Here is a 25,499-nt window from a genome sequence, read left to right on the forward strand (position 1 = left end):
CACTACTCCTTTCCCTAAGGATGTGATTTAATATAATGATATTATTGTTGTTTTTGAATGATCTAGCATTTAATCGCGTACTATCGTCACTATATTACGATTTTTAGGAGAGCCCAAATGTACGAGCACCGGTACCGAGAAAACAAGCTGCACGGAGTTCCCGGCTTCCCCCTGTATATATACAAAGTGGAGCATCAAGCCGGGGTTCATTCCATTCTCCCCGTCCATTGGCATAATGAGATGGAAATCATTTATTTGTCCAAGGGAACGGCCACATTCCGAATCGAAAGCCGGGAGTTTGCTATCCGTGAAGGAGAAGCGCTCGTCGTTCACCCAGGCGAACTCCATTCGGGAATTAACGATCAAGATATGGGGATATGCTATTACTCGATCGTATTTAAGTTATCCTGGTTGTCTTCGCTCCAAGCGGATCGAATCCAGGAGCTATTCCTTGGGCCAATCCTGCTTGGGGAACTCCGACTTCCCGACTTATTATCGGTTTCAGGCGGCACGCCTCCCGAATTGTTGGGCTATATAAAACAGATCCTTGTTCGTTACGAGAACCGTTCACCCGCTTACGAGCTGAGCTTGAAGGGCCTTCTCCTGCAACTGATTGCAGATATGTGCCAGTTCGGAATGATGGAACAAAGAGCAGAGCCGCGAAACAGCCCCGGAAACGAATATAACCAGCAAATTAAAAAAGTGCTGGCTTTTATGGAAGAGCATTCTCACGAAAAGCTAGCATTGGACCAGTTGGCTGGCGTAGTTTCTCTCAGCCGCTCCCATTTTTGCAAATTTTTCAAAACGCAGACCGGGATGCGGCCGATGGAATTTCTGAATTTTATCCGCATCAACAAAGCTGCTAATTTGCTGAGCACAGGATCGTACAATGTGCTTGAGGCTGCTCTGGAGTCTGGCTATCAGCATGTCAGTTATTTTTCCAAATGGTTCAGGTTCTATATGAATATGACGCCTTCACAGTTTAAATCCTATTATTCCGGAATGTAGAACAGTAGGATGCTTTCTTCAACATTAGCCTTGAGTTCTTAGCCGCCGCGCCGGCACAATAGGAGGAGAACTTCAAAAAGCCGCAATCATGCGGCTATTCAAATGAAAGGATTTAATGGCACGTACAACTAAATGTTTCTTTGAAGTTTAACCTGACATTCAGACGTTGTTGCAGTGACGTACTCCATATAATTCACAGAGCCGTTAAAGTTCAAATAAGCTTCGTACCGCATGCGGATTGCGGGTAAGGTGATCAAATCCAAAACATTTTCTTTGGGAACCCACCTGCATTCGCTCGTCTCCTCAGACGTCGCTAACTCTCCCCCCACAGCTGTACACACGAAATCAAACATGACCTTCGTAGGAACATCGGTTACACCGTCATACCACTTATGGATCGCTGTATTTGAAACCACACTGATTAAATGGCTAACCGTGGCGTCTATTCCACTTTCCTCTTTGATTTCACGGATCACGCCATCCATCAGGTTTTCGCCAACTTCAGTGATTCCCCCAGGATATACCCAACCGTCGTCATGGGCTTTTACTAATAGGATATTTCCCTTTCCATCTTCTACAATACCGCCTGCAGATACGATATGTGTCGGAAACGCCACTTCATGACCTCCTTCGCTTGATGATTTGTCTATGTATTCCTCTTGCTTCATGCACTTTCCTGCTTTTATGGAAAGGATGATATGACCCACAAGTTCGAACCTTGAGCACAGCAAATCATACTTGGGCATATTTTATGAACGCTTCTGTATTTGAGCGAACAAAAAAAGAGTGTATCCAAGTTCAAATTTCGCCTCAGATACACGCCTCTTTTACTTATTAAATCTTCAATCTAAAAATGCTTGTCGTAATGCCTCTAAGCCGTCTTGATAGATCCCATGGAACAGATCAATAGCCTCTTGATCACTGACCCCTGCCGGGGTGAAACTGCCAGACAGCCGTATGTGCCATGTTCATTACTCTCCCATTTATTTCATGTCGATAGGCAGCGGTGCATGGGGTGCTACCAGTTTTTGTTCGCGCATTTCTTCCCAGAAAGCAGCCGGAATGACTGTATTCAATGCAGCTTTGTCTTCTGCAATCCGCTCAGGACGACTTGCACCGGGAATGACGGCTGCAACCGCCGGATTAGCCAGCGAAAATTGTAAAGCAGCCGCCTTGATGCTGATTTGATGACGATCTGCAATATTTTTGATGTTCTCAACTTTTGCCACAATTTCCGGTGTCGCTTTTTGATACTCGAAGTGGGTACCTCCAGCAAGAACACCTGAGCTATAGGGTCCGCCGACAACAATGTCCATCTGATGTTTTACTGCCGCAGGCATAACTCGTTGCAGCGCACGCTCATGGTCCAATAAGGTGTACCGACCAGCCAGCAAAGATACATCCGGCTTGGCTTCTTCCAATTCCAGCATGAGTTCGATCGACTCTACCCGGTTTACTCCAAGTCCCCAGCCCTTAATGACTCCTTCTTCACGTAAACGTGTGAGCGCACGGAATGCCCCGGTTCGGGCCGCTTCAAATTGCGAAATCCACTCATCACCATAAAAGTCTTGCGCCACATCATGGATATAAACAAAGTCCAGACGATCTGTTTTTAAACGTTTCAAACTATCCTCGATCGAGCGAAGAGTCGCATCCGCACTGTAGTCGTTGATGATTTTATTCTTACGGCCGAATTCGAAAAGTCCCCCTTTTTCCCCTAAATCACGTGCAGATGGATCTTCCAATTCATCCGAAATAATTCGGCCTACTTTTGTACTTAAAACGTACTCATCCCTGTTTCTTTTCGACAGTGCTTCACCCAGACGAATCTCCGCCAAGCCAGATCCATACAGCGGAGCTGTGTCAAAGTAACGGATGCCGCTCTCCCAAGCTGCATCTACAGTGGCTATAGCTTCTTCCTCCGGGATATTGCGATACATATTGCCTAGCGGCGCCGTACCAAATCCAATTTTTCCTTGCAGTATATTTCTCATCTAAGATGTCCTCCTAGTATATATAATTCAATTTGATAGTGCATCGATATGGAAACTAATGCCTATTCAAATCAACAAATGTCATTTTTTCGTCTGACAAAGATAGATTATGAAGCATTTAAACAGAGAAGGAAAGTACGCACTTTGAAGTACTATAGGCACCAAAAAGTACTCTACTCCCTACATCCGTCTATTTGTTCTGGTCCTCGGTTTTGTCCGGTAACGTATATCGTAAAAAAACAAATAACCGCAATGATGCGGCTTCTAAGTGTGATACGTACGTGCAAATAAAAAGACAGCCGATTATCATGACGGCCGCCTTCTAACCTGCTTCATTATTGAATATGCTGATCGATTCCCGGAATCTCAAATGGATGGAAAATTTTCCGAAAGGCTCTGTACCCTTTCTTGAGGTGGTACATCGAGGCTAATGTTACCGAGGTGTCAGTCTTCGATGGCCTGATAGACCGTAGTCCAGAAGTCGTGGATAAGCCGCGCTGAATCCGGAGTAGACATCCCGACTTGGGTGAGAAGAATACCCGTGAGCTGGTTGTGCGGGTCGGCGTAGGTCGAGGTGCCGCTTCCGCCGTCCCAGCCAAATTGGCCGATGGGCGCGTAGTCACCACGGTAGGTGCGCACCGCCATCCCGAAGCCCCAGCCGCCGTGCTGCCCTTGACCGAATGACACGTGGACATTGTTCGTGGCCATGGCGTGTCGGGCGGCTTGCTGCTCGGGCGTAAGGCGGTTGGTGGTCATCAGCTCAACGGCGGGCCGGGACAGGATCCGTGTGTTCCCGTGCATCCCCTGATTCAACAGCATTTGAAAGTACGCGTGGTAGTCATCAACAGTGGAGCAAAGTCCGCCTCCGCCGCCCTGGAACGCCGGAGGCTGGCTGTAGCGTCCCCCTTCGGCTTCGTCCCACACGGTGAACTCACCGGTCTGCGGGTTGGGGGCATAAAGGGGCGGCAGACGGTCGATCTTGTCGGCGGGCACATGGAAGCTGGTGTCTTTCATGCCGAGGGGATCGAAGATGCGTTCGCGCAGAAATGTCTCAAATGATTGACCCGTGACCCTGGCCACGAGTACGCCGAGCAGATCGTTGCTGATGTGGTACTGCCAGCGCTCTCCGGGCTGGTGCATCAGTGGAAGCGCACCAAGACGGCGCATCCACTCATCCGGCTCGGGCATCGGTTCCGGCAGATCAGGCGTGAGCCCCTGCTCGAAAATCGCGTTCATGATCGGCGTGCCCAGCGACATCATATCCATACCAAGCCCGAATGTGGAAGTCAAAATGTCCCTTACGGTGATCGGACGCCGCGCCGGCACGGTATCGTCCAGCGGGCCGTCGGCTCTCTTCAGCACCCGCCGGTCGGCGAGTTCGGGCAGCCACGGATCTACCACATCGTCCAGCCGCAGCCTGCACTCGTCAAGCAAGACCATCGCCGCAGCCATCGTGACCGGCTTGGAAGTGGACGCCATCCGGAAGATCGTATCCCGGCGCATCGGTACGCCACCGTCATGGCGCATCGTGCCGATCGCTTCGACGTGCGTTTCACCGTTCCGGCTGACCAGGGCAACGAGCCCGGGAATTTTCCCCGATTCAACATGCCGCGCCAGCACGTCACGCATTCTTTGCAGCCCGGTTTCGGAGAAGCCGCTGCTGCTTTTTCCCGATATCATCTTTTCCATTTGGATGACCTCTCTTTACTTGTTATCAGCCCTATGATTCTCTCTTGTCATTCATGCTTTAAAGCCCTTTGTCAAAAAGGTATATTAGCTGCATCAACGAGACGAAATATCGGCAAGTAAAAGATGGCTCACCTCCTGTTCCGGATATCCAATCGCGATATGTACTAGATCACCGTAACCTTGGACAAATTAGCATCGAAGCCTTTGAGTGCGGCAAAGGTCAGCTTATCCATCGTCGCCCCGTCAAAACAAACGGTTTTGATCGCGCGGTAATATTTCTTGGTCAACATAGATCCTTGGAAAGATACATTCTTGAGCGTCGCGCCCTTGAATGAAACTTCTTTCAATCCAGCTTTATCGAACTTGACGCCGACGAAGATTTGACCATCGAAGCGCTGCCCTGTCAGATCGGAGGACGTGAAGTCCACCCCGTCGAAAACACAGTTTTCAAAAACGGTTTTGGTGAGAGGCGTCATCGTCAGGTTGACGTCAGTCAGATGAACGCCTGTAAATTTTGCTCCGGCCAGCCATGATTTGCTGAAGTTCGTACGCACGAGGATGGATTTATTGAAGCTTGCATTCGCAAGGTCCAGGGTGGATAAGTTGCAGTCGGTCAGATTGGCGCCGTCGAAACGGGCTTCTCTCACGTCGCTGTTCTTAAAAGAACTGCCGGTCAAGTCCGCGTTCGTAAAGTCGGAGCCCCGGAGCGCACTTGCTGTAAAATTACCCTGATGGGCAGTAACACCCGCAAAGTCGCTATCCTTCAAGTTGCTCGCACTGAGGTTCGTCAGCACCTTCCGCTCGAGCGACCGGGAGAGGTTTGCCACCTCCAGTACGGTTTGTTCAATGTCGCCGATACTGTCGATGGTCATTTCAAATGCCGTTTCATCGTCCTTCCCCTCGGCTTTCAATTCACGGAACCGCTCCTGTAAATCGGAATGCAGGTCCGCCTTTAATTCGCTGACGCTCTTCACCCCGTCGTAAGGTGCAAAAACCCCATTCAGATAGTTCGTCAATTTCTCGTTCACCCCATCGACTCCCCTTATAACAAGTTCTCAAGCACACGCTTGGCGTACTCCCAGTTGCTTTTGTTGCGCTCGTACGTTTCCTTGCCCTTCTCGGTAATTCGAAAATATTTGCGCCGTCCGCCCTGCGATTCATCACCCCAATACCACTCGATATCTCCGTCCCCTTCAAGCCTCCGGACGCTGGAATACATCGTGGCTTCCTTTAGTTCGTACTCACCTCCCGAACGTTCGGCAATCAGCTTGACAATTTCATAACCGTAGCGGTCCGCTTCGGATAATAATCGTAAAATCATCGTGTCGGTATGGCCTCGCAGCAGGTCGGATGTGATTTTGTTGTCACTCATACAATCACCTCCATATCTGCATAATACAATACACTACTATGACTGTCAAGGTAATTAATTTATTGAGACACTCCCAATCAAAGTTCTTGGTTTACATAATTAAATTATGGTTAACCAAATAAGCTCCATGTTTTTTTTCTCGTCAACGTGATATTTGTTCTTTGCTTTCGGTTTTGAAAAATCGTATCTTGTTAAAACACAAAAAGCCGCAGCGCCGCGGCTATTACGCGTATATGCTCATGTCGTCTTACGTGCTTTGATTCAGCATAGGCCACTTCTCTCTAGCACGATGATGCTGTAATTAAAAGCTTTGCCTACAATTTAATCAACACTTTCGTACCGTCCTGAGCCTGGACATCGACCAGAACCGTCCCTTTGCACCGCTGCAGCTCCTTGATGAGCTGCCTGATCGCTTGCTGCGTGCTTGCGTTCTCAAGAATTGACAGCAGCAATTCAGTCACGAATCGTCTGCCGTCCGAATCGAAATCCTGATTCCGGCTCGGGTCCCCACCCGCATGTCCGCCAGACTTGTTCATCCAATCCTTCATTTTGCGCTGAACTAAACCGGAAGTCAGAATACCACTTCCCATGCGCAATACGGCATAAGGGACCGGAATCACAAAAGCATACCCTTTGCTCTTAACCTTAACAGTTATCATGGCCAATTACTCAATCACTACGGCGACGGTATTCCCGTCACCCATACGGACATCAACGATTTGCCCGTCAAGCTCGTTTTCGATTGCATCGATCAGCAGATCGATATCGATATTCTTCACATATTCCGCGGATTGCGGAATATTAGATGCGATGCTGTGCCCCGCTCCGAGAACCGCCTTCACCAGTTTAATCGGTAAATTAATGCTGACATTATCGTTTTCTTCAGTTGTTACTCGAATTTTCAACGTTTTGTCTAAATAACGGCCGGAACCCGATGACAATTTCTTCGAATAGTCTGGTTTCCCAAGTACCTGCACGGCTTGCGATGGATATGCCATTTGCTTCTCCTGCAGTGCATTAATCAACTCCGTTCAATTTTGCCTTCCTGCATCATGGAGAGCACTTTGCTGATTTCTTCTCTCATCGTTTCTTCCTCCTTATTCATCCTTCAACATTCTGACCGCTTCGTCTGCGGTAATTTCGCCATTCTCCAGCATGGAAATGACCTTTTTCTCATCGACTTCCTGCTTCTTGCGCGTATCGTAACCGAGGGCCGTGATGATATCATTGAGCTTGCCGCGAACTGTCGGGTAAGATATGCCGAGCTCTTTCTCTACTTCCTTGATGTTGCCCCTGTTCACAAGAAAGTTGATTACAAAATGGAGCTGTTCAGGTGAGAGTAGAGCCAGCTTTGATAATTCAAACGTGTTCTCAATCGTCGTCCGGCAATGTCCACATTCCAGCTTGACTGCGTGCAGCGGATGGTCACATACAGGACACTGTGTGATGATGGGATACTTCATACTCTACCCCTTTCTTTTTTTGAATTATAAAACAACATGTTCAATTTGTAAAACCAAAAAAATCAATAATTTTAATATCTAGGTTAAAATTATTGATTTTTTTTGTGCTTATAAAAAAATTTTAAAGTTTAATTTTAATAAAATTGAAAATCACCACGGATCCATAGGCATGATATTTAGCTTTCCCCTGGTCCTTTCTCAACCCGAGAAGTATCCACTTGAACCGGGATATATACAGTCATTTTCAAGTCGGGGTAATCGGCAACCGTAAGCGACTGGTGCTCGAAAGCGAGCTCACCGAGCCTTGGGTGATTGAACCTTTTAAGTCCCAGCGGGATACCGAGCACTTCATGATGATCCCACCATTGATTGAACATTTCGCTCGTCTTCTTGAGCAGATCAACCAACTCTTCGAACGAAGGATCGCCAATATGCTGTCCGTAGCTGGTCCGAAATTGGGCTAAGAGGCTCTGGGCTACATACGGCCAGTCCGGAAGCAAATCGGGGTAATCGGGACGGGCAAACATTCGCCACAAACTGTTTCTTTCCAGAACGTTCATTTGGTTAAAGTCGCCAAACAGCTCGCAAGCCGCATGATTCCAAGCAAGCGTGTCCCATCGGGGTCCTCTTATGTAAGCGGGAAAAGGCTCTAGTTTATCCAGCATACGCTGCAGGGACGGATCCATGTGAATGTCGGACATCCAATCCTTGGCGGGTGGACGGTGTTCCGCAAGCGTATACAAATGCAGCAGCTCATACCGGTTCAATTGGAGCGCTTTGCCCAAACTATCAAGAACCTGTGCAGAAGGCCGGACGTCCCGTCCCTGTTCCAGCCACGTATACCATATGTTGCTGACCCCGGCGATGTCTGCCACTTCTTCACGGCGAAGACCCTTGGCCCTCCGATGCGGTGCGCTTTGGATACCAAGGTCGGCCGGGGATATGCGCGTTCGGCGCGATTTCAAGAATGCGCCTAACTCTTTGCGGCGTTTCAAATCTTCTTCCATGCTCTTCCCTCCGCTCTATCTGCAATATGAAATTATTTTTCACGTGCATTCCTGCTAGGTATTATTTTTTATAATCGTATAAACGGTATTCTTACGAAAAGACCTTTTTCATCTAGGATAGAGATATAACTTGATGGAGAAAGGTGATTGAAATGACTAAGACTAGTGGAGAGCGCGTCGATTCTCGCAGATGGTGGGCTTTGGCGGTGGTGTTGGCAGCGACATTTATGGCTTTGCTTGATTCGTTTATCGTTAACGTTGCGATTCCGTCCATCCAAGCCGATTTACGGGCAAGCGCCTCGGACATTCAGTTTATTCTTGCGGGCTATACGCTGGCTTATGCCGTTCTGCTCATTACCGGGAGCCGGCTCGGCGATATGTTTGGGCGAAAACGTCTGTTTCTCATAGGGATGTTAGGATTCGTAGTCGCTTCGGCGCTATGCGGTGCGGCTCCCTCCTCGCTGTACCTGATCCTGTTTCGCGTGCTTCAGGGCATAACGGCGGCGGCCATGATGCCGCAAGTGCTCGCTATGATCCAAGTGAGTTTTCCCGAGCATGAAAAAGCGAAAGCCATCGGTTTGTATGGTGCGACCATCGGCATCGCCACCGTATCCGGGCAGCTGCTCGGGGGTTACCTTATCAGCCAAAATCTGTTCGGCTTGGGATGGCGTTCCGTGTTTCTCGTGAACGTCCCCATTGGTGTGGCTGCATTACTGGCCGGAATCCCGCTGCTTCAAGAGTCGCGCAACCCTTCAGCCAAACGGCTTGATCTGGCCGGCGCAATCATTTTAACAGCAAGCCTGTTGGCGCTGGCATTTCCACTTGTTCAAGGCCGTGAGGCTGGATGGCCCGCATGGTCGTTCATCTTGCTTGCCTGCTTCCCGGCAGGTTTGACACTGTTTATTATATATGAGCGCAAAATGCTTGAAAATGGAAAATCGCCACTGCTCTCTCCTTCACTTTTCCGGGATCGTTCCTTTAGCCTCGGCATATCGCTCATACTCGTCTTTTATGCGATCGCTTCGGCATTGTTCTTCACGTTGGCGGTTATGCTCCAGCAGGGCTTCGGCTATTCTGCTTTAACGTCGGGGTTAACCTATTTGCCCCTGGGAATCGGCTTCTTCCTCGCTTCACTGGCATCACCTAAGCTCGTGAGCAGGTTCGGACCGGCTGTTCTGTTAGTCGGAGCTATAATTACGGCAGGCGGCATCGGTTACACTCTGGAAATTGTCCATCATCACGGCGGCCATCTGGTTTGGATGGCGCTTTGGCCGAGCTTGTTTATCATTGGCATTGGGCAAGGCACCTGCGCGGCGCCGCTCATCGGAACTATTCTGTCCAAAGTCCGTCAGGTGAATATCGGGGCGGCTTCCGGTGTTTTGACGACTGCAACCCAGCTCAGCACCGCGCTTGGCGTATGTTTCGTCGGAATCTTCTTCTATCGTGCTTTGGATATTTCAGCTTTGCCTGACTCGCATGCCCGTTATGCACACGCCTTTACCATCGCGCTGGAATTTGTTCTGATCTTGTCCGTCATCTATGCATTCCTGCTGATATTCTTACTGAAAGCGGGACAGCAACGGCACCCTGAAAAAGCTGTCAGTGCTTCGGGGCAGAGGGGTTGATTCGTATGGCCAGCTACCTGAATCAAATCCGTTTCAATGATATCCCGGTATCAGATCTGGAGTATTCGATTGAATGGTATCAGTCCGTTCTCGGATTTGATGTTCAATATAAAAATGACGATATCGGAATATTACGTTTGGAGCGCGGTCCAGGATTAATTCTTACCCGATCTGATAACAGGTCATCCCATGGAAAAATAAGCACGGAAGGAAAAGCTGTTCCTATGATCGGACTTGAGACTCATCAAATTGATAGGCTCTATCGCTTTCTTTGTGAAAAAGGCGTTCCGGTTACACCCATCCGCAATGAAGACTTTGGCCGCTTCTTTGGGTTTATTGATCCTGATGGACATAAGTACTCTGTCCTGAAAGTTAATCATTAAAGCATCGATGGTTGACAACCTTGTTATTCATTTGGGGTGGAGCCCCATTTTTCTCCCCATTGGCGCATTTGAAAAAGTACTTCCCTATACTCTCTCCCTTTTTCCGTTAAAGAGTACTCGACGCTAATAGGATTTGTTGGGTAAACCTGACGATTTACGATTTTATAATGTTCTAAATGCCGCAAAATATCGGTTAAAGATTTGATGCTGATGGTGCTCAAATTCCGGCGCAGCTGATTAAAGCGCTGAGGACCATAATACAATTGAGAGATTACCAGGAAAGCCCATTTGCTGCCTATTACTTGTAACGCTTCGTTAACCGCGGATAGGCATTTTTGTTTATCACTTGGGTTCAAGCAATCACTTCCTCACCAATTACTTACTATTCGTAAGTATAACTCAACAAAGTGTCTCCTTACAAAGGAATCATATATGATTTACACTTTCAATTAGTTATTCCATTACCTTGAAGGAGGAAGCATATGACTACACTTCAGAAGACGATTTTGGTTCTAGGAGCCACAGGCCAGCAAGGGGGTGCGGCAGCGTCACATCTGCTTGCTGATGGCTGGCAGGTGCGTGCTTTCACCCGTGATCCTTCGAGTAAGGCAGCCCAAACCCTTGCTCAAGCTGGTGCTCAATTGTTCCGGGGGGATTTGGAAGATCGCGCATCGCTGGATGCTGCCATGCAAGGAGTGCACGGGGTCTTCAGCGTTCAACCACCTACGTGGGAGCCAAGCGATGAAAGAACGGCCGAAGAAATTCGTTGGGGTAAAAATGCAGCCGATGCGGCGAAAGATGCCGGGGTTCAGCATTTCGTTTATTCATCGAATAGCGGTGCTGACGTACAGTCCCGCTTTCGTTATTTTGCCAAGTGGGAAATTGAACAATACATTACGACGCTTGGCCTTCCTGCAACGATCTTGCGCCCGTCGGGATTTATGGAAAGTTACGCCAGTCCATTTTATGGTACTCAGCATGGGACATTGGCTGAAGCCACCAACCCGGACGTGCCTGTACATTGCATAGCTGTGGATGACATCGGTGCATTCGTCAAACTGGCCTTCAAACATCCCGGCAAATTTCTGGGTAAGACGATCGAAATCGCCGGTGACGCACGGACTCCGCCTAGCATTGCCGCAGCCATCACTCGTGCGACAGGCCGACCGATAAGCTATGTCCAAATTCCCATAGAAACGATACGTCAGCACAACGAAACCTTGGCGCGGATCTATGAATGGTTAAACGGAGATTGCTACGAAGTCGATTATCCAACATTGCGCAGCTTACACCCCGGTCTTATGGATTTTGACACTTGGCTGGAGAAGAAAGGGAAAGCGATGTTCGAAGTGCTTTTTCAAACGAACCAAACCAATTAAAGTTTATCATCCTGAAGTCTAACAGCCGCATTTAACGGAACGGGACGGCGTCCTGCCCCATCAACGGTGAACGCTCTAACAATTTCCTGACAATCCAGCCGTCGTCCCAAGTTCCTTCCTTCAGGTGCCTGCATGCATTCTCAATCAACCCCGCCCACCATATGGGCGTAATCAGTTCCCACTCCTCCAGCTCAAGAGGTGATACTTCATTATACCCATAAATCACCTCGTCGTACTTTCCCCGCCAAGAAAGAGCAAAGTCGCCTACTCGATGATCCCAGTGCGCAAGCTCAAAATCGAGTATGCCGGAGAGCTTCCCATCCTGGAATCGCAGGTTCCAGGGTGTAAAATCCCCGTGGATCACGATCCCGGGTCTGGAATGAAGTTTCAGCTCCTCCACCCGCCTGCGGGCACGCTCCAAATGCCACCACAGAATCCGTATTTCCTCAGGGCGCTGCTTTTCATTTCGTGACAGCAATCGATCCAGCTCAGAGTCAAATAGAATCTCTTCGCACCGCCGCCAATCCTTGCGCTGACCGATTCCACTGAGTTTGCCAAGGTCTGAATGAAACTGACCCATAAGCCGCCCCCTTGCACGCTGTTCGGCCGCCCGGTTGTCGACAGATGGCGATTCACCGTAAAGATAAGGGAACAAACCCCAGATATACCCATCCATCTCGAACGGCCCTTCAATAACGGAAGCCACAGGCCATCCAAGCTCAGCTATGCTTTTAAGCAATTTCACCTCATAATCGATCTCATCCAAATGAGTTTCTTTGTACCAGCGCCGTAATACAAGGTGGTCGTTCTTGAAATTTACCAGCCAGTGCTGGTTGAGTCTCCCGCCTAATGGAGAGACCACTTTGATATGAAACTGTTCAAAAAGCTTATCCAATGGCAGCGCCAAATCCGCGCGATCGCTCACTTCTACTCCCCCTTCGATACAAATGTCATCCTACATGACATTCCGCTTGCCGAATATTTTGAATACTGAAAGCAAATAATGTGGCTTAAGAATAGGCTTGCAGAAAAAATTGGCAGGTGAACAGGTTGCAGCACATTATCTTCATTTGTGTCGATACGTTAATGAGCCAGGCGATTGATAAGGGAATCGGGCAAAACAAACTTCCAACTTTTCAGTTCTTGATGGAACACGGTCAATACTATAAGAATGTCGTCACCTCATTTCCCACCATGTCCGTGTCGATTGACTGCACTCTGCTGACGGGAACGTATCCGGATGAACATCGTGTACCGGGACTGGTCTGGTACTCAGCACAAGACAAAAAAGTCATTAATTATGGCAGCGGATTTTGGGAAATCTACAGGAACGGAATCAACCAATATTTGAATGATGCCTTAATCCGTATGAACGGCGACCACCTGAATCCGCAAATACCGACCATTTTTGAAGAATTGGACCGTATGGGGTTACAATCGGGGTCCGTTAATGGTTTGATCTATCGGGGAAGCGCCGATCACCAGCTGAATTTTCCTTTTTGGATTCATATGCCGACAACATTACCTAAAAATATCACGGTCAAAGGTCCGGATTTGTTTGCCTATGGAGCATTTTCAAATCCGCTGAAAAGCGTGAAAAGCTTGCCGGTGAGCCCCATCGGTAAGTTCGGCTTTAACAATGAATATTCGCTCAGAATGGTGACGCATCTCATTCAAAACGAGCAATTGCCTGATTTTCTGTATGTCTATTTACCTGATCTGGACCAAAAAATACATAAAAAAGGGCCGTCGGATTTGGATGGCGTGATCCGCACCGATCACCAATTGAAGACCTTGCTGCAGGCATTTGGTTCACCGGAAGAGGCTCTGGAAAAAGCCGTAATCATCATCATGGGGGATAACGGAATGGCTCACGTCCACCCGAAAAATCGCCAACCGGTCATTGATTTAGGGCAAGCTTTGAACGGATACCGTATTTTACGGCAGGGTGGCGCCGTCACGGACCAGACCGAGCTTATTCTTGCCATCAATGATAGAATGGCTTATCTGTATAAGCTAACCTCACAAAATTCTTTTGAGCAAATATCAGAGGTATTGAAGGCTGACGAAAGAATCGATATATTGGCTTGGAAAGATGATGATTGGATTCGCGTTGTTCGATCTGGATCATCCAAGAAATTCGCCTATCGGTCACAAGGAGACCTGGTTGATCCCTATCATCAATCATGGACATTGGCCGAAGATCCCGAAGTGCTTGATTTACAAATCAATACCCAAAAGCATACGGTGGAATATGGACATTACCCCGATGTCCTCCGGCGATTGTCCGCTGCCTTACATTCACATCATGGGGAATACATGGTCGTAACCGCAAAGCCGGGATATGAATTGAAGTACGGCAGTTCACCCACCCATATAGGAGGCGCAGGGCACGGGGGCATAAGTCAAGCGGAGTCGCTCGTTCCTCTAATAATTGCCGGCACAGACCATAAACCGGAGTCACTGCGGGTCGTCGATTTAAAATCTTATTTTCTTCAACTTTTAAAGGTTTGAGCTGATTATAACATTGCTCTGCCCCAAGGTGATTGGTCTGATTTCATAAAGACATGATCAAAAATAACGCTAGCCGGGCTATACATATCCCGGTTTTTTTACGTTCTTATTTCTCGGTTTCTCCAACCCTTGAGGAGATGCAGGTGAAAGGTTATAATTTAATTACCATTTTTTAGAAAGCGGTGAGAAGATGGAGATTACCTGTGAGCTGGTACGCCGATTAATCGATAGCCAATTTCCGGAATGGGCGAATTTAGAGATAAAGCCTGTAGAAAAAAGCGGCCACGATAACCGTACTTACCGGCTGGGCAGTGAAATGACCGTCCGTTTACCAAGTCATGAACGCTACGCCTCGGCTGTTGAAAAAGAACTGACCTGACTTCCCGTTTTCAAGCCGCTTCTTTCCGTCCCCATTCCGGTTCCGGTTGCCAAAGGAGCGCCCACGGACGAATATCCTCTTCCCTGGTCCGTGAACCTTTGGATTGACGGCGACACGGTCACGCACAACAACATATCCGATCACAACCAATTTGCCGAAGACCTCGCCAGTTTTTTACAAGAGTTGGAGGCGATCGACGCAAGCCGAGGTGTCCCGGCAGGGGTCCAGAACTTTCATCGTGGGGGAAATCTTGCGGTATATGATGATGATACAAGAACGATCATCGAAAAGCTATCCGGGCAATACGATCACAAGCTGCTAACGGAAATATGGGAGCTTGCCCTGGCGACAAGATACCAATCAGAGCCGCTGTGGCTGCATGGTGATGTTGCCGTAGGCAATTTGCTCGTGAGGGATGGACGACTGTGCGGCGTTATTGATTTTGGAACGATGGGCGTAGGCGATCCTTCGAGCGACCTTGTGATGGCCTGGAACTTTTTTGATGAAGCCAGCCGCGGCCACTTCCTGAAGCGGATGGATTTTGATGAGGACACCATTCATCGCGCTCGCGGCTGGGCCCTATGGAAAGGGCTCATCACTTATGATTGGAATGAAAAGGGCTCGGAAACTGCGGATTGGGGAAAGCATGTGGTGGACACTATTGTCCAGGACTACAAGCGGTTGTAAGGAAAGAACCTTAGTGCCTCTAGCCAATCCCTTCTATCCATATGATACGTTCCCCCACAATTCATCCTAACCAAACAAGTTCTTGTCTTTCGAAAAAGACGAGAATTTGTTTTTTTGTTTAATAAATGGTTCTGCGAACTACACGGCATGAATAGGGGAATTTGCAAGCACTTCTCCTGCCGTCCCTATAAAAGATTCTATGATTGGTGAAAGCCACTTGTCTTTATGCCAAGACATCTGGGTATACACGTGCAGATCCGGAATTTCCCATGGAAGAGCAACAAGGTCGCCCCGATCAACTTCAGCTTCTGTTACGATTTCAGGAAGGAAGGCAATACCGATTCCCGAAACGGCACATTGTTTAATCGCTTCAGCACTTTGAAACTCTAAATACGTAATACTATCTATTCCCTCTTTCTCAAATGACCGGTCGAACATGGTTCGGTAAGGACAGCCCTTTTCATTCGTCAGGAACACTTCTCCGTGAAAATCTTCCAGCTGCAGCAGTTTTCTTTTGGCGAGAGGATGGTCGGGAGCAGCAAAGAGACGAAACCTCTCTTCCACCAACGGCTCCACGGCAAGTCCGCTCGAGCGAATGGGCTCATCCAGCATAAAGACGACGTCGGCAGTTCCCTCAAATAGTGCTTGCTTGAGCTCTAGATTAGGAACGGAGCGGAATATCAGACGAACCCCCGGATGCTGCGAGCGAAATCGTTGAAAGACAGCTGGGAGCCGATAGGCGCACACGACCTCATTGGCACTGATCGTCAGGGTGCCGGTTAAATCTTCATTGTCATGAATCACGCTGCGAGCTTCGTCCAGCTTGTCCAGAACACCTTGAATGTGAGTTAAAAAGCGTTTCCCCGCCGTCGTGAGAACAAGCTGCTTGCCCAAGCGGTCAAAGAGACGAACCCCAAGCTCATCTTCCAATGCTTTTATTTGCATCGTAACGTTGGAGGGGACGTAGTTTAGCACTTCCGCAGCCCGACTGAAATTTAATGTGGATGCAACCGTACGGAACGTATTCAGCTGGCGCAATTCCATCACACGCTCCCCTTTCATTTTCAATAATATTGAACACTGCTTTGAATTCTATTCACTTTTATTGAGAGTAACACAGAACTATACTGACAACAAGAAATACAATCTATTGGTTTCAACTTGAAAGGAGCAAACGATATGATGGATTATGAAATTTTTGATTTGGGTGACGTAACCTTGCAATCGGGAGTGACGTTACCGAGCGCTTTTCTTGCTTATAAGACTTATGGAAAATTGAATGAAAATAAAGATAATGTCATCGTCTATCCAACGGCATTTGGCGACCAGCATGTTCAAAATGAATGGTTGATCGGAGACGGCATGGCGCTGGATCCGCGAGAATATTTCATCATCGTTCCCAATCTGCTGGGCAACGGATTATCCTCCTCTCCCAGCAACACGCCTCCTCCATTCGACCGGGCGAATTTTCCGCAGGTAACGATCTATGACAACGTTACATTCCAGCATCGGCTGGTGACCGAAAAATTCGGCATTGAGAAGATTGCTCTCGTTGTCGGTTGGTCCATGGGAGGCATTCAAGCCTACCAATGGGGGGCAAGCTATCCCGACATGGTGGAACGAATCGCTCCTTTCGCCGGAGTAGCAAAGACCTGGCCCCAAACGTATGTGGTCCTGGGCGGAATGAAAGCCGCGCTCATGGCTGCAGTCCGGTTCGATTCCAGCAAACTTGACGGGTTGACTTCTGCTGACATGCGCGCCGTTGGCGATGTCTATGCGGGATGGGGCGTATCTCAGGCCTTTTACAGAGAGGAAATTTATCGTGAGATGGGATTCAGCTCTTTGGCAGATTTTATGGCTGGCGTCTGGGAAGATAGCTTTATGAAGATGGATCCGCACAACGTACTAGCCATGTTATGGACCGGCCAACATGCGGATATTAGTGCAAACCCCTCCTATAACGGAGATTTCGATAAGGCGCTGGGAAGCATTAAGGCGCATGCCTGCATCATGCCGGGAAGTACAGATCTCTTCTGTCCCGCGGACGATAATGAATATGAGGCTAAGCTTATACCTCATGCGGTTTTTAAACCGATCGAGTCGATCTGGGGCCATTTTGCCGGCCGTGGAATCAACTCTGCCGATAATCAATTTATTGATGACAATCTCAAACGCTTGTTGGCGATGAGTATAAATGAATAGTTCATTAAAATCATGACGCCTCATCGAACAAACCCTTGTGACAGTAATAACAGCAGCCGATCCGTTGGATCGGCTGCTGTTGTGTTCATGCTGAGCTATAGTTTCCGTTCGTTGAACGAGCTTCCATTGGAATTTTCTGAATAGATACCATCAAGAAACTCGATGGAAACGCGTTCTGCTTCGTTCCTTGGCACAATATCCGAACCTTGGCGTAGTCGCTGATACATCTTGATCGTATTTTTTAACGCATGATAGCAGCTTTCAAAGCTATGGATAGGGACCGTTCCTTGTAATTCCTCCATTTCCTTGAGGGCATATTTCTCGAGCTTTCGGACTCCTCTCGGGGAATGACCGTTGTGGATGAGTACCAATGGTCCTAACACTGTATTCCGCATAAATGTTATCGTATCAATCACTTCGAATAATTCGCCTCTCCCTAATTTTGCAGCACAGTAATGAACCCATACCCAGAAGCGATCTTCGATCCATTGAGGCTGAGGGGAGGGGAACGATGCACTTGTATTATGGAGTATTGTTGAAATTCCACTACCTCTCTCCCAAAGAATCAGTGGGTTCTCGATCCGGGATTCGAGCTCTTCCAAATGAACAAATTTTAAATCGACATGGAGAGGGGCTGGTCCATATAAACAAATAAGCAATCGGGGTTCCCCAACATGCTCGCCTGTGAATGCAGACAGTAAATGACCAAGCCTTTCGGCAAATGGGATGCGTTGTTCCATGATCTCTTTTTGAAAAGCATCGTCGTAGACGATTATTAAATCCAGATCACTATACTCATCCATTTCTCCATACATCATAGATCCGCCCGCGAGCAGGCCCATAAAACGTTGATCTTTGCTTACATGTTCAATCGCTTGTTTAATGAATCGATCGTGTAAAGGTAACTTCATGCCAAGCACCCCTTCATTTGTGACCCATAAAATGGGTATTATTACAAAATAACATTTACAAAGATGGATCGTCAACTGTATTCCGTTGTCAAAGGATGCGGGCGTTAAAAGTATGAGTATTTTGTTGCCTTCAGGTGGCTCGAATTAACTTGACATGTTACGTTTACACTTGTAAACTTTAAATATCGTTTACAGCTGTAAACAAAAAACAAGAAAGGTGAATACTATGCACGAATCCCCGCACATTACCGAAGCCGAAAGCGAAGTGATGAAGCTTCTCTGGCAAAAGGAGCCTATGTCCGCCAGCGAGATCATTTCCGAATTAACCCAGCAAATGCAATGGTCAGACCAGACAGTTAAAACCTTCCTGAATAGGCTTCACAAGAAAAAGGCCATTCGATTTGAAAAATCCGGCCGGAATTACCTCTACTATCCGCTGGTTTCGCATGATGAATACTTGAAAGCCGAGAATCGCTCATTCCTGAATAGAGTTTATAAAGGAGCTGTAGGGATGCTGTGCGCAAAATTTCTCGAAGAAGAGACACTTTCGGAGAAAGATATTGAGGAGCTTCAACAAATCTTGGAGAACAAGAAGAAGTCATGAAGTATCTGGAAACGGCCTTCACTCTTCTGTTCACAGCGTCAGTGGCATCGACAGTAATCCTACTGTTGCTGCTTATAATCCGGAAGCTGTTCCAAAAGCATCTTAAACCTAGAGTTGTTTATATATTGTGGTTTCTTGTGTTAATTAAGCTTCTGGTTCCCATTGCTCCGCAGAGTCCGATGAGCCTGTTTAATGTGCTGCCGCAAATGTTCCCGATGGAACGAAATTCGGATCAGCAAAGTATACAACCTACTCATCAAAGTGAGAACGGATCAAGCACGGAAATTCAATACAATGAAACTGATGTAAAAAACCAGCTTCCTGAACTCACTCCAAATCCGGCAGAGGAACTTGGGTCTTCCTTCATAACACGTTCTTCTCAAGACCATTCCACAGGCATTACGAATGGACTGACTTGGCTATCGATCGGCTCGCTGGTATGGCTTGTAGGGCTTCTATGCTTAGGAGGACATTACCTGCTGAGCGCGCTCATTTTCAGAAAAAGATTTGAAAACTCCATAAAGATTGAGAACACTAAAGTACTCGACGTTCTTGAAGCGTGTAAACGAAAGCTGAACATAAAAAAACGAATATACGCCTATGAAACAAGCTATCTTCGCAGTCCTTGTCTTTATGGCTTATGGAAGCCAAGGATTTATTTGCCCGAAGATGTCAGCACGATCGCTGATTCAAACCAGCTAACGCATATCCTGATGCATGAGCTGATTCACTACAAGCATAAAGACCTGTGGTTCAACTCTCTGTGGGCTCTTTCCGTAGGAATGCATTGGTACAACCCTTTGGTGTGGCATTCCGTTCGAAAAATGAAAGCCGATCAGGAGGTGGCCTGCGACGCAAGAGTTCTTGAAACATTGGGAGAGCGTGAAGCTTTGCCTTATGGCAAGACGTTACTCATGCTGTCGCGTTCATTTTCCCAACAACCTCCTCCTGGCATCAACCTGTCGCATTTTGGGGACAGTAAATATGAAGCGAAACGGAGAATGATGATGATTGCCAAGTTTAAGGAAGGTTCGTACAAGCTATCCGCCGCTGCGATTCTTTTGGTTATCGTCTTGGGAGCCATCTTGCTCACCAATGCGTCGGATGCCGGGAAGGATACTAGGCTGGATATGGCGGAACCATCCGTAAACACGGGTTTGAACCTATATCCTACATACAACGACAGATTCAGATGGTTTCATAGTATCGATCGGGCACTTGATTTTCCGAAGTATAACTATAAAGTGCCTGACTATCTTCCTGAAGGTTATCAATTGGAGGATATATTATATTTTAAGAACGTCACCAACATTCATGATACCGATCCTATTATCGACGGAGTATCCGTTACTTTTGTATCTAACTTTGACCAAAAAAATGAACAAACCATAGAGGTCAAGGCTTCCAAGGGCAAGGGAAATTTGTTGGAGGAAGGTGAATTGCAGGGAGCTACTTATTCTCAGATTCCCCCAAATCCGAACAAGCCGCTTGAATACCGACAGGAAGCTGTGACGGTCGGCAATGTCAAAGGCACGTTATTCACGGAAATGAGACGCGACAAGAAAAGGCCGGAAACCGGCAGAAGCTTCTACTGGCAGGATGACCACGTATGGTACGCAATCAATTATTATAGCGAGTATATGTCGCTGGAAGATCTCACCAAAATGGTGCAATCTTTTGTCATGCCGAAGGAAGTACAGCATGTCCGCTACGACGGAGCTGGAAACTCATTTCCCCTGTATGATGAGAAAGATTTGCTTGCGGCGAAGAACATTCTCGGCTTTAAGGTGAAAATCCCTCAGGAATTGCCCGAACATAAACTGAGCGGTTCGGTACTGCTTAGAGCCGGCGACCAGAATACCAGGTATGGTTTCAGACCAGCGGCGGACGCACTATGGACAACTTATCACGGACCTTCCGATTCCTCAACCGGTGTCTCGCTATATCAGAGCAAAGAGCCGCTTTTCGACGCGTCCCAACTCTCGCTCACCCGGACACTGGAGGTGGACGGCGTGGAAGTTTCAGCTTATGAAGATAAGAATCATGTCTACTTATCATCCGACAATAACCTTAAACTTCCTTATTACTTATGGAACCAGAACGATATTTATTATAGTGCCGTTTTCTGGGGCATGGACAAACTCCCGGAAGACAGCCTGAAAGCTATGATTTCTGCTCCATTGCAATAGTCCCTGGGGAAAAGGTAACTTTCGGAAATAGCACGAATAATAAGCAAGCCCCTCTCGATCATTATCGTGAGGGGCTTGCTTGTAATCTTCACATTATAGTTCGCCGTTGATGCTTAAGATCCGGTTTACTTTAACATCCCCTAAATTTTGAATCGTCCAAAGTAACGCATGCCTCACATCTCCAGTGGCATCCAAGTATAAGACAGCCCTTGGCGGTTCTGAGAATGTTTTTCTCCCCCTCCCTTCCTTCTTTTTTTCATTTCATATAAAATGAATGAGCACTATGTAAGCAAATACATAGTTTCGCTTTACCGAAACTATACGTTCGGTATTTTTCCACAACAAGAAAGGATGACTTGCATTGAATGTGAACACTTCGTCCGTGCTCCATAACCGCTCATTTTTGCACTTATGGATTGCTCGGATTTTCTCGGCCAGCGCGTTTCAAATTCTGTCCGTCGTCATTGGTTGGCAGATGTACGCACTGACGGACAGCGCCTTTCAGCTCGGCTTTGTCGGCCTGGCCCAGTTCCTGCCTATGCTGCTGCTGACGCTGCCGGCCGGGCAGACGGCGGACCGCTATGATCGCCGTACCATCGTCTATATTTGCCAACTCATGGAGTGCGCTGTCGTCGTCTTTCTCGTCATCAGCAGCATTGAGGGCTGGATCACCTCTGTCCATTTGTTGATCGCCGCTGCCATACTTGGAGCTTGCCGTACCTTCGAGGGCCCGGCTTCTGCCGCCCTCGTGCCGGATATCGTCGACCGCGAGCAGCTGCCGCAGGCAGCCGCCTGGTCCGCCTCGGGAATGCAAACGGCGATGATCGTCGGCCCGTCGCTCGGAGGCGTACTCGTGATCTGGGGCATCTCTACGGCCTACATCACAACGCTGGTCGCACTCCTTATATCCGTCGTATTGATTTTCTTCGTGAAGACCGTTCATTTCGTTAAAAAGCTGGATGCCGTCGGGATCGACACCTTTTTCAGCGGTCTGCGGTTCGTATTCGCCCGTAAAATCATCCTGGGCACCATCTCACTCGATCTGTTCGCCGTTCTGCTCGGCGGCGCGACAGCATTGCTGCCCATCTTTGCCGACGAAATCCTGAAGACCGGTCCGACCGGTCTCGGTCTGCTTCGCGCCGCGCCAGCAGTCGGCGCGATCGTTGTTTCGCTAATTCTCACGCGAATTTCGATTGAGAAAGCCATTGGCAAAACGCTGTTTGCCTCGCTCGTGGTGTTCGCCTTGGCGACCATCCTGTTTGGCATCTCCCGCAGTATCTGGCTTTCGCTCTTCGCGTTGTTTCTCACCGGCGCAGCCGATGTCGTCAGCGTCGTGATCCGTTCGACGCTTGTACAGGTGAACACGCCCCAAGAGATGCAGGGCCGGGTCAATGCCGTTAACTCGCTCTTCATCGGCACTTCCAATCAGCTCGGCGAATTCGAATCCGGCACGATGGCCGGGTTGGTCGGTGCCGTGCCGGCAACCATCATCGGCGGCGTTGGTACCCTTGCTGTTGCCGTAATCTGGATGTATTGGCTTTTCCCGGTTCTTCGGAACCTGAAGACCTACTCGACGGAAGAAGGGTAAAAAACTGCATTGCATCTTACAATTTAATAGTAGCATCTAAACTCAAAAAACCTTCAATCCATGCCACGGATTGAAGGTTTTCGCTTTGGTCCGGCTCTTACTCCTCTTCGCTTTCGCAAATCACTTCAGTAAATATATTCAATGGGAAAATGGTAGGCACTCTTCGTCCCGGGGTCTGGACAAACTCGACAAACCCCCGGCCCACGCGGATTAAAATCCCGTTCAATTCGCCGATATCTTCTGCGGTGGCTGTCAAGTCAAAGGGTTTCGTCCGTATAACCTTTTCGTTCGTAACGATATAGAAGGAGGTTTGGATTGCGACTACAGTCTTGCCAACTGTAAACGAGGACTTGGTCACATTGGAGAGCTTGCCTGTTGTTTTGGTTAATCTCGGAAACCCGGGCTGGAACACCGTAACCGTTCGTCCCACAAGCGCCTGCAAGCGCTGCACCAATGTAATATTCTGTGGAGCGGGACAGCCGTGAATATTGTTGTTCCCCATCATATCTCCTCCTTAATCATCATAAGTTGACTCTATTAATGTATGCTGTCCCTATGGTAATGCTTGGGTAGAAACACGGCCCGGCCAAAAGTATGATCTTTTTGGGAGACTAGTAATGCCTATCAAAAATTCGATAAGTCCTTGTTACCATCGCCGAGTTGCTTTTTACTGTCTTCAGTGAAGGGGGTTTATAATCATCTGAATCATCCCATAATGCTAATCAGGCACAGAACTGCGCCGGATCAAAATGGGAAGTGGTCAATAAGCATGGTCTATATATTTGTATTTTTTTTATTTCTGAACATTGTGTCTTTTTTTGTCCCCAAAAATTTAAGCAGGATTGAGGTTTATGCGACTTCCTTTTTTGCCTACGCATTCGGTCTTACCACGGATGTGGTGTTTGACCTGCATTATGATCTCTATGGCTATCTATCCCCTGGATTCCAGTGGTTATCTATGTTGGCAATTATCATGTATTTCCCGTCCGTCAGCTTTCTGTTCTTGAATTTTTTCCCTTTCCATAAGAGAAACTGGTCCAAAATCATATATATTTTAGCGTGGTCCGCATTTTCGATCAGCTTTGAATGGCTAACCTTGCAGACTGACTTTTTTTATTACAACGGTTGGAAGCTGTGGTATTCAGCTGTGTTATATCCCTTTATATTCTTAATTCTTGTATGTAATTTGAAACTCGTGAGAAGGCAAATAGCCAATCGTTAAGTGTATTTATGGAGGATCATTCGTGGATAATTACAGGAATGTCGAAAACAAATTCCGCCGCTACAAAGCCCATATTTCCATAGCCGGCACCACCCAGTTTCATATCCGCAATCCGTATGTCATTGCTTGGTGGTCTGCAGCATTTCCGGGTTTTGGGCACCTCCTGTTAAGCAAATATTTACGTGGGCTCACCTTGTTTATATGGGAAGTGATTGTCAATTACAACGCAAAGATTAATCTGGCGATGGTACATTCGTTTTGCGGGAATATTGAGGCAGCGAAAGAGGTGCTGGATTCAAGGTGGATGCTCATGTATATCCCGGTTTATCTGTTTGGCATTTGGGACAGTTACCGGACATCGGTCGATATGAACAAAGTTTATTTGCTCGCTGAAAAAGAAAATGCGCCATTTAACTCTTTTACCATCGGAGCGATGGAGATTAATTATTTGGATAAACGGCAACCCGTCATGTCGGTCATCTGGTCCTTATTTATGCCAGGGCTTGGACAGCTGCACATTCACCGCATCGTCACCGCGTTTTTCGCACTTGCTTGGACGATCGCATTTTTATATTTCTCCAAACTGCTTCTGTCCGTCCAATACCTGTTCCTTGGTCAATTAACGGAGTCAACGGCCGTGCTTGACAAACAATGGCTGCTGTTTATGCCCTCTATGTGGGGATTCGCAGCGTACGATTCGTATGCAAACACCGTGGAAAACAACAAGCTGTTTAACAACGAGCAGAAGAGCTTCCTGATCAAGCATTACCAAAGCCCTTCGTTTCAAGTAAAAAAGGGAAAGGTAGTGAAATAAACCGGATGGTACAAATATTTTCAACGTTTGAGCATTCCACCAATTTGGAATTAGCGATCACGGTTCTGGAGAAAAACGGAATCCATAAAGAGAACATTTTCGCTGTACCTTTAACGAACCGCAAAACAGAGCGGCGATTGTTTGACAGCATTCACAACGCGGACGGCATTTCATTGGTCAGCACAGGAGCTGCGCTTGGAACGGCGTTTGCCGTCATTGGTGCCAGTATCGGTTTTAAGCTGGCTTGGGGACCGATCTACTGCGGCCTGATTGGCACGTCAGCTGGTTTTATCCTTGGGGTTTGCATCGACTTGTTTTACTACAAAGTCATTAAAAAGCAGCGGCGTCTGTTACGGGGCAAAAATTCGGAAGTGATCCTCTTGATTGAGTGCGAGGAGGAGCAGGCGGATACGGTGGAAGATATTTTATGGCATCATTATGCATTTGGAACAGCAAGAGTCGTTTAAGA

General features: G+C 47.7%; 25 protein-coding genes and 3 pseudogenes. 13 read left to right on the forward strand and 15 right to left on the reverse strand.

Going from position 1 to position 25,499, the window contains the following annotated elements; translation table 11 throughout:
• The first annotated feature begins 117 nt into the window (after positions 1-117).
• Complete coding sequence (locus tag MKY74_RS22645; protein ID WP_076164702.1) at positions 118-1,008, forward strand: AraC family transcriptional regulator; 891 nt, start codon at positions 118-120, stop codon at positions 1,006-1,008.
• Between the two features lie 128 nt (positions 1,009-1,136).
• On the opposite strand, the gene MKY74_RS22650 is transcribed toward MKY74_RS22645, so the two are convergent.
• The 10 genes and pseudogenes from MKY74_RS22650 to MKY74_RS22695 form a co-directional block, all read right to left on the reverse strand.
• Positions 1,137-1,676, reverse strand: a complete 540-nt coding sequence (locus MKY74_RS22650; RefSeq protein WP_076169236.1) for an NUDIX hydrolase — start codon at positions 1,674-1,676, stop codon at positions 1,137-1,139.
• A 174-nt stretch (positions 1,677-1,850) separates the two neighbouring features.
• A pseudogene (locus MKY74_RS22655) lies at positions 1,851-1,967 on the reverse strand (SRPBCC family protein); the annotation flags it as partial.
• 24 nt (positions 1,968-1,991) lie between these two features.
• Complete coding sequence (locus MKY74_RS22660) at positions 1,992-3,002, reverse strand: aldo/keto reductase (protein WP_076164699.1); 1,011 nt, start codon at positions 3,000-3,002, stop codon at positions 1,992-1,994.
• Between the two features lie 444 nt (positions 3,003-3,446).
• Entirely contained in the window at positions 3,447-4,691 is a 1,245-nt protein-coding gene (locus tag MKY74_RS22665; protein ID WP_432206583.1) for a serine hydrolase domain-containing protein, read from the reverse strand.
• Positions 4,692-4,855: 164 nt separating this feature from the next.
• Complete coding sequence (locus MKY74_RS22670) at positions 4,856-5,719, reverse strand: pentapeptide repeat-containing protein (RefSeq protein WP_076164696.1); 864 nt, start codon at positions 5,717-5,719, stop codon at positions 4,856-4,858.
• A gap of 14 nt (positions 5,720-5,733) precedes the next feature.
• Positions 5,734-6,063, reverse strand: a complete 330-nt coding sequence (locus tag MKY74_RS22675; RefSeq protein WP_076164694.1) for a PadR family transcriptional regulator — start codon at positions 6,061-6,063, stop codon at positions 5,734-5,736.
• A gap of 314 nt (positions 6,064-6,377) precedes the next feature.
• Entirely contained in the window at positions 6,378-6,722 is a 345-nt protein-coding gene (locus MKY74_RS22680; protein ID WP_144025316.1) for a hypothetical protein, read from the reverse strand.
• A 6-nt stretch (positions 6,723-6,728) separates the two neighbouring features.
• Positions 6,729-7,147 (reverse strand): annotated as a pseudogene (locus tag MKY74_RS22685) (hypothetical protein).
• Positions 7,148-7,160: 13 nt separating this feature from the next.
• The gene (locus MKY74_RS22690) at positions 7,161-7,526 is read right to left on the reverse strand and encodes a DUF2089 domain-containing protein (protein ID WP_076164690.1); all 366 of its coding nucleotides are present in this window, start codon (positions 7,524-7,526) and stop codon (positions 7,161-7,163) included.
• 176 nt (positions 7,527-7,702) lie between these two features.
• Positions 7,703-8,533, reverse strand: a complete 831-nt coding sequence (locus MKY74_RS22695) for a helix-turn-helix transcriptional regulator (RefSeq protein ID WP_076164688.1) — start codon at positions 8,531-8,533, stop codon at positions 7,703-7,705.
• Between the two features lie 152 nt (positions 8,534-8,685).
• On the opposite strand from MKY74_RS22695, the gene MKY74_RS22700 reads away from it, so the two are divergent.
• On the forward strand, positions 8,686-10,158 hold the full coding sequence (locus MKY74_RS22700) for an MFS transporter (RefSeq protein ID WP_076164686.1): 1,473 nt from the start codon (positions 8,686-8,688) through the stop codon (positions 10,156-10,158).
• 5 nt (positions 10,159-10,163) lie between these two features.
• Positions 10,164-10,541, forward strand: a complete 378-nt coding sequence (locus tag MKY74_RS22705) for a VOC family protein (RefSeq protein ID WP_076164683.1) — start codon at positions 10,164-10,166, stop codon at positions 10,539-10,541.
• A gap of 23 nt (positions 10,542-10,564) precedes the next feature.
• Here MKY74_RS22705 and MKY74_RS22710 read toward each other — a convergent pair whose 3' ends face one another.
• Positions 10,565-10,897 (reverse strand): winged helix-turn-helix transcriptional regulator, encoded by a 333-nt coding sequence (locus MKY74_RS22710; protein WP_076164681.1) that lies wholly within the window; start codon positions 10,895-10,897, stop codon positions 10,565-10,567.
• 126 nt (positions 10,898-11,023) lie between these two features.
• Here MKY74_RS22710 and MKY74_RS22715 point away from each other — a divergent pair, with 126 nt between their 5' ends.
• Complete coding sequence (locus MKY74_RS22715; RefSeq protein ID WP_076164679.1) at positions 11,024-11,920, forward strand: NmrA/HSCARG family protein; 897 nt, start codon at positions 11,024-11,026, stop codon at positions 11,918-11,920.
• Between the two features lie 31 nt (positions 11,921-11,951).
• Here MKY74_RS22715 and MKY74_RS22720 read toward each other — a convergent pair whose 3' ends face one another.
• Positions 11,952-12,845 carry a phosphotransferase enzyme family protein gene (locus MKY74_RS22720; protein WP_076164676.1) on the reverse strand — a complete coding sequence of 298 codons (894 nt, stop codon included), beginning with the start codon at positions 12,843-12,845 and terminating at the stop codon, positions 11,952-11,954.
• A 125-nt stretch (positions 12,846-12,970) separates the two neighbouring features.
• Between MKY74_RS22720 and MKY74_RS22725 the strand changes: the two genes are divergently transcribed.
• A complete protein-coding gene (locus MKY74_RS22725) occupies positions 12,971-14,434 on the forward strand; it encodes an alkaline phosphatase family protein (RefSeq protein WP_244169123.1) in 1,464 nt (487 codons plus the stop codon).
• Between the two features lie 190 nt (positions 14,435-14,624).
• A pseudogene (locus MKY74_RS22730) lies at positions 14,625-15,500 on the forward strand (aminoglycoside phosphotransferase family protein).
• A 138-nt stretch (positions 15,501-15,638) separates the two neighbouring features.
• Here MKY74_RS22730 and MKY74_RS22735 read toward each other — a convergent pair.
• Entirely contained in the window at positions 15,639-16,544 is a 906-nt protein-coding gene (locus MKY74_RS22735; RefSeq protein ID WP_076164674.1) for a LysR family transcriptional regulator, read from the reverse strand.
• A gap of 138 nt (positions 16,545-16,682) precedes the next feature.
• Here MKY74_RS22735 and MKY74_RS22740 point away from each other — a divergent pair, with 138 nt between their 5' ends.
• On the forward strand, positions 16,683-17,702 hold the full coding sequence (locus MKY74_RS22740; protein WP_076169233.1) for an alpha/beta fold hydrolase: 1,020 nt from the start codon (positions 16,683-16,685) through the stop codon (positions 17,700-17,702).
• A 95-nt stretch (positions 17,703-17,797) separates the two neighbouring features.
• Here MKY74_RS22740 and MKY74_RS22745 read toward each other — a convergent pair whose 3' ends face one another.
• The gene (locus MKY74_RS22745; protein ID WP_076164672.1) at positions 17,798-18,613 is read right to left on the reverse strand and encodes a nucleotidyltransferase domain-containing protein; all 816 of its coding nucleotides are present in this window, start codon (positions 18,611-18,613) and stop codon (positions 17,798-17,800) included.
• Between the two features lie 226 nt (positions 18,614-18,839).
• On the opposite strand from MKY74_RS22745, the gene MKY74_RS22750 reads away from it, so the two are divergent.
• The 3 genes from MKY74_RS22750 to MKY74_RS22760 all read left to right on the forward strand — a co-directional run bounded on the left by MKY74_RS22750 (position 18,840) and on the right by MKY74_RS22760 (position 22,994).
• Positions 18,840-19,217, forward strand: coding sequence for a BlaI/MecI/CopY family transcriptional regulator (locus MKY74_RS22750; protein ID WP_076164669.1), 378 nt, complete (start codon positions 18,840-18,842; stop codon positions 19,215-19,217).
• Positions 19,214-21,406: a M56 family metallopeptidase gene (locus tag MKY74_RS22755; RefSeq protein WP_076164667.1), complete on the forward strand. Its 2,193-nt coding sequence runs from the start codon at positions 19,214-19,216 to the stop codon at positions 21,404-21,406. The genes MKY74_RS22750 and MKY74_RS22755 overlap by 4 nt, the downstream gene beginning before the upstream one ends.
• A gap of 367 nt (positions 21,407-21,773) precedes the next feature.
• Positions 21,774-22,994, forward strand: a complete 1,221-nt coding sequence (locus MKY74_RS22760) for an MFS transporter (RefSeq protein WP_167372861.1) — start codon at positions 21,774-21,776, stop codon at positions 22,992-22,994.
• 97 nt (positions 22,995-23,091) lie between these two features.
• On the opposite strand, the gene MKY74_RS22765 is transcribed toward MKY74_RS22760, so the two are convergent.
• Positions 23,092-23,499, reverse strand: coding sequence for a hypothetical protein (locus MKY74_RS22765; RefSeq protein ID WP_341012948.1), 408 nt, complete (start codon positions 23,497-23,499; stop codon positions 23,092-23,094).
• Positions 23,500-23,763: 264 nt separating this feature from the next.
• On the opposite strand from MKY74_RS22765, the gene MKY74_RS35745 reads away from it, so the two are divergent.
• Genes MKY74_RS35745 through MKY74_RS22775 form a run of 3 tightly spaced genes read left to right on the forward strand, consistent with a single transcriptional unit; the run spans position 23,764 to position 25,497 of the window.
• Positions 23,764-24,216, forward strand: coding sequence for a CBO0543 family protein (locus MKY74_RS35745; protein WP_076169232.1), 453 nt, complete (start codon positions 23,764-23,766; stop codon positions 24,214-24,216).
• Between the two features lie 22 nt (positions 24,217-24,238).
• Positions 24,239-25,030 (forward strand): hypothetical protein, encoded by a 792-nt coding sequence (locus MKY74_RS22770; protein WP_076164661.1) that lies wholly within the window; start codon positions 24,239-24,241, stop codon positions 25,028-25,030.
• Positions 25,031-25,035: 5 nt separating this feature from the next.
• Entirely contained in the window at positions 25,036-25,497 is a 462-nt protein-coding gene (locus tag MKY74_RS22775) for a hypothetical protein (protein WP_076164659.1), read from the forward strand.
• The last annotated feature ends 2 nt before the right edge of the window (positions 25,498-25,499 follow it).

The organism is Paenibacillus sp. FSL R5-0378 (assembly GCF_038009285.1).
GTDB lineage: Bacteria > Bacillota > Bacilli > Paenibacillales > Paenibacillaceae > Paenibacillus_AQ > Paenibacillus_AQ favisporus.

What these genes read in the sequence shown, in the direction of transcription:
- MKY74_RS22665 (WP_432206583.1), bottom strand. Translation starts at nt 4,691, where the DNA reads ATGGAAAAGATGATATCGGGAAAAAGCAGCAGCGGCTTCTCCGAAACC.
- MKY74_RS22755 (WP_076164667.1), top strand. Translation starts at nt 19,214, where the DNA reads ATGAAGTATCTGGAAACGGCCTTCACTCTTCTGTTCACAGCGTCAGTG.
- MKY74_RS22705 (WP_076164683.1), top strand. Translation starts at nt 10,164, where the DNA reads ATGGCCAGCTACCTGAATCAAATCCGTTTCAATGATATCCCGGTATCA.
- MKY74_RS22740 (WP_076169233.1), top strand. Translation starts at nt 16,683, where the DNA reads ATGGATTATGAAATTTTTGATTTGGGTGACGTAACCTTGCAATCGGGA.
- MKY74_RS22695 (WP_076164688.1), bottom strand. Translation starts at nt 8,533, where the DNA reads ATGGAAGAAGATTTGAAACGCCGCAAAGAGTTAGGCGCATTCTTGAAA.
- MKY74_RS22675 (WP_076164694.1), bottom strand. Translation starts at nt 6,063, where the DNA reads ATGAGTGACAACAAAATCACATCCGACCTGCTGCGAGGCCATACCGAC.
- MKY74_RS22750 (WP_076164669.1), top strand. Translation starts at nt 18,840, where the DNA reads ATGCACGAATCCCCGCACATTACCGAAGCCGAAAGCGAAGTGATGAAG.
- MKY74_RS22660 (WP_076164699.1), bottom strand. Translation starts at nt 3,002, where the DNA reads ATGAGAAATATACTGCAAGGAAAAATTGGATTTGGTACGGCGCCGCTA.
- MKY74_RS22680 (WP_144025316.1), bottom strand. Translation starts at nt 6,722, where the DNA reads ATGATAACTGTTAAGGTTAAGAGCAAAGGGTATGCTTTTGTGATTCCG.
- MKY74_RS22715 (WP_076164679.1), top strand. Translation starts at nt 11,024, where the DNA reads ATGACTACACTTCAGAAGACGATTTTGGTTCTAGGAGCCACAGGCCAG.
- MKY74_RS22775 (WP_076164659.1), top strand. Translation starts at nt 25,036, where the DNA reads ATGGTACAAATATTTTCAACGTTTGAGCATTCCACCAATTTGGAATTA.
- MKY74_RS22765 (WP_341012948.1), bottom strand. Translation starts at nt 23,499, where the DNA reads ATGATGGGGAACAACAATATTCACGGCTGTCCCGCTCCACAGAATATT.
- MKY74_RS22700 (WP_076164686.1), top strand. Translation starts at nt 8,686, where the DNA reads ATGACTAAGACTAGTGGAGAGCGCGTCGATTCTCGCAGATGGTGGGCT.
- MKY74_RS22735 (WP_076164674.1), bottom strand. Translation starts at nt 16,544, where the DNA reads ATGGAATTGCGCCAGCTGAATACGTTCCGTACGGTTGCATCCACATTA.
- MKY74_RS35745 (WP_076169232.1), top strand. Translation starts at nt 23,764, where the DNA reads ATGGTCTATATATTTGTATTTTTTTTATTTCTGAACATTGTGTCTTTT.
- MKY74_RS22650 (WP_076169236.1), bottom strand. Translation starts at nt 1,676, where the DNA reads ATGAAGCAAGAGGAATACATAGACAAATCATCAAGCGAAGGAGGTCAT.
- MKY74_RS22690 (WP_076164690.1), bottom strand. Translation starts at nt 7,526, where the DNA reads ATGAAGTATCCCATCATCACACAGTGTCCTGTATGTGACCATCCGCTG.
- MKY74_RS22645 (WP_076164702.1), top strand. Translation starts at nt 118, where the DNA reads ATGTACGAGCACCGGTACCGAGAAAACAAGCTGCACGGAGTTCCCGGC.
- MKY74_RS22745 (WP_076164672.1), bottom strand. Translation starts at nt 18,613, where the DNA reads ATGAAGTTACCTTTACACGATCGATTCATTAAACAAGCGATTGAACAT.